The sequence below is a fragment of the Paramesorhizobium deserti genome (genome assembly GCF_001558695.1).
Lineage (GTDB): Bacteria > Pseudomonadota > Alphaproteobacteria > Rhizobiales > Rhizobiaceae > Paramesorhizobium > Paramesorhizobium deserti.
The window spans coordinates 1-2,481 of sequence record NZ_LNTU01000026.1; the positions used below are offsets into that span (position 1 = coordinate 1).

At 56.9% G+C, this 2,481-nt stretch carries 1 protein-coding gene; it reads left to right on the forward strand.

Annotated features, from left to right (window positions below; translation table 11 throughout):
• Positions 1 to 151: 151 nt before the first annotated feature.
• A partial coding sequence (locus ATN84_RS16165; protein WP_153020270.1) for a hypothetical protein occupies positions 152 to 2,481 on the forward strand: 2,330 nt, incomplete at its 3' end.

The following is a 2,481-nucleotide window of genomic DNA, read 5'->3' on the forward strand; positions in this document are numbered from 1 at the left end:
CGCTGCGAGGCAGACCACAACACCACGACCATGGCCCCAAAGGCCATGGTCGGCTGAAGCCCAGGCGAAGCACTGCAATTGATGACCATTCATTGATCACCGACACGCTGGCCCACAAGCCCGCGGTCCAGTTTCAAGAGGAGATACAGACATGGCAAAGGATCCAAACCAGTCGAAAGAATCCGTTACGCCCCTGCGGAGAAGTAAGCCCGAGAAGCCGCTGACCACGGCAGCCTCGGAACAGGTTTCCATATCATATGCGGAAAGGGTGCAGGACGTAGCTCCGCCCGGCAACGCGTCCGGTGACGACGGTTCGCTCGCCATCACCTCGAAGGATGGTGATAGTCTTTCAGCTTATACCTGGCACGAGTTGACAGCGACCTACACAGGCTCGGACGAGCGTGTGAAAGATGTTGTCTGGGATGCTGTTCAACTGACGTTCACGCCCGGGTCCAACCTGATCTATACAGATTTTCCATACCAGTTATATCAATTCGATCCCCCGCGCGCGACATTGATTGACAATGGCGATGGGACGAAGATCGCAACAACAAAATTCATGATTTACGGAGGTTTTCCCTTTAGAGGAAAACTCAATCCCGATTCCGTCGCGATCTACGCCCGTACCGGGGATATCGATCCCTACTTATTCGCTCGCGGAATATACTCCGTCACAGATGCAACTGTTCCGTCGGGAAACATTCTCTCGCTTTATTCGCTTGAAGGCGATCCTTTGGCGACAGGGAAAACATTCCGCTTTTTCGAGTCGCTCTACACGGATTATTCGGGATCGGCCCCGTCGGGTGGAAATTGGGATGGAACGATCACCTGGACGGCTAAAATTCTCTCAGGTCCAGCGGACGCCACGGTGCAATTCCTGAGCCAGGAGCCAACGCCGGGCTCCTTGAACGGGGTGCGCGTCAAGAGCTCTGGGCCTGTCCGCCTGCAGGTGACGGCGACGGCGACGGGTACGTCTGATACGCGTAGCGTCACTCTCATGTACCAGAAGGAAGCGGTTCTGCCGAGCCAGCTCTCTTGGTCCGGCGTATCTGATGACGGATCGCCGCTCTCGCTCATGCAGGATCACGGCCTCACGTTTCATTCCGGCGGCAACTTCCAGGGCCCGCGGTTTTGGATGCGGTATAAGGCCTACCCGTCCGATAAGGTCACCTTACAAAAAAACTGGTCATATTTTGGGGATTGGGGGTGGGCCGACAATAGCATTCTGGTCTCAGACGCGACCGCTATTCCGGAAGCGCGGATCATTACGGGCGTATTGAACGGATACTGGACCGGCGGTTACGACCATGCTCAGTTGCCGCTTTCTTTCAGACAAGACGCGGATGCAATCAATATCAAGCCTGATTGGCAGTGGGACAACACCTGGATGGTGTCCAACCTGTATACGGCAAATACGATCAATGCCACATACAGTGGAACGAAAACGATCTCAAAGGTGTGGTGGTCTGTCGATCGCGAGGATAACCCGGACTACACCATTGTGTTCCATCCGAACCCTTCCCCAGTCACGAAGCAAGCAGACGGAACACTGGCGACGACGACTCAAATAACGGCATACGGACCAAACAAACCATTGGGTCATTCTAAATACGCGACGGCGACGGCGGTGCCTGATTGTACGATTTACGCGTCAGCTCTTGTGGGAGACCCAACCCAGTTCACCATGGGAAGCTCCCGGACATTTTTCAATGCGACGGCTTCCGTGCCTTCGGGCAACATTCTCCACGCCGAATCCATCGAAGGCAATTCTCTCTCTCAAGGCGCGAACGCCTGGCATGTGCTTGAAGCGACATACATGGCGATGGACGGCACGCCCATGCCCCCCTCGTCCCTGACCTGGGACGCCAAGGTCACGAGCGGTTCCGGGACCGTAACCCTCGCCATCACGAGCGGCGGCAAGACGGATGCAGACGGCTCGATGACCAACGCGATCCAGGTGACTGGAACCGGCTCGATCGTGGTTACGGTCACGGTGCAGGCCGACGACAGCGAGGATGTCTCCCTTCCCCTCCAACTGACTTTCGAGGCCCAGGCGCCGGTCGTGCCATGGCAAGGCAACATGGCCATCAGCTCCAAGGATGGCATGGGCCTGACGCTTGCGCAGCCGCATACGCTGTCGGTTACCTATCTGGACAAAGACAAAAATCCGATGCCGGATGGCACATGGGTCGCCTGGTCCGGCTTTCCATCCGACCGGTTGACCTTCGGCGATGGCACCGAGGGCAGTAATATCACGTTGATTTCGGGCGGTCAGGGTGCCGCCACCGTGACGGTCACGGCTTCGGCGGGAGTGGACATTGCCGCGGCGGTTATCACGGCGACGGCCTTTAATCCGCTAACAGCTCTCTATGATCATTCCGATCCAAACCTTGTGTTGAGCTTTGGGCAAGGTCAGGGTAGCGGTCTCATCATCACCTCACCGGACGGCGCTTCGCTGCCGCTTTATCTGCCGTCCCATCC